Annotated in this window: 1 pseudogene; it reads right to left on the reverse strand. The window is 44.4% G+C overall.

From position 1 onward, the window contains the following. Positions 1-980 (reverse strand): annotated as a pseudogene (locus QM481_RS24795) (hypothetical protein); the annotation flags it as partial.

Below are 980 nucleotides of genomic sequence, written 5' to 3' on the forward strand. Positions count from 1 at the left end.
CTTGGACTTGTGAAATCAACTAAGGCTGAACAGCTTGAGGTCAACGCTATCGCATTCGCAGTCATCGCTCCTAAGTGGTTACGGTGACGAACTGTCACATAATAGCTCTCTGGAATGGCTCCTACAAAACTCAAGCAACTTACTCCATCTACATCTACAATATCGCCATCGCGTTGTACTAAACCTGAACGACTATACACGATCGTACTTGGGTTATTCTTATCGCGTAACTCTACTGATACCCAGTCAACAATCGCATTGTTACCTGTTACCGACAATACCGACGTGGTCGTGGCTTCTTCAGCTCCAATGTGAGGAATATCTGTGTAAGAGCCTTTGCCATAAGGTTGTACTAATGGAATCAAGCCTTGGCTACGTAAGCCATCTAACATCAATCCTACACTTGTATCGTAAGCGCCACGTAAGAACACTTTTGCAGTTAACTTCACTACTGACTGACCAACCGATACGCTCGTATTGTTTGATTGTGCGGCACTTGTTCCGTTAATCGCTACTGGATCTCCACCGCCATAGACGCCTGCTTTGTTTTGGTATACTCCATTACTCAAGGCTGTGACTGTCAAGCTAAAACTACTATTACTTCCTGATGGAATACTGCTAGTTCGGCTACATGTTACTACTTGGCCTGACGAACTACAGCTCCAACCTGTTGCTGTACTTGATGATACAAAGCTTAGGCCGCTTTGTAAAGTATCTTTAACAGTAATCGTGCCAGTTGTAGCGGCACTTCCAAGATTACTTACGGTAATGGTGTAAGTAAAGTTGTCAAAAGCATTAATAGAGCCACTTGGTGCTGCTTTGGTGATACTCAAACGTGGTGCTGCTGGCACTGTTATCGTAACTGTTGCATTCGCACATACTTGTGGGGTCACCAATGTATTACATACTTGGTAAATCACCGTTACAGTTGTTCCTGGCTCGCTAACAGTTGGTGTATAGCTTAACACACCTGTCGCTGG

Origin of the sequence: Flectobacillus rivi (assembly GCF_030056655.1) — a bacterium.
GTDB classification, from domain to species: domain Bacteria; phylum Bacteroidota; class Bacteroidia; order Cytophagales; family Spirosomataceae; genus Flectobacillus; species Flectobacillus rivi.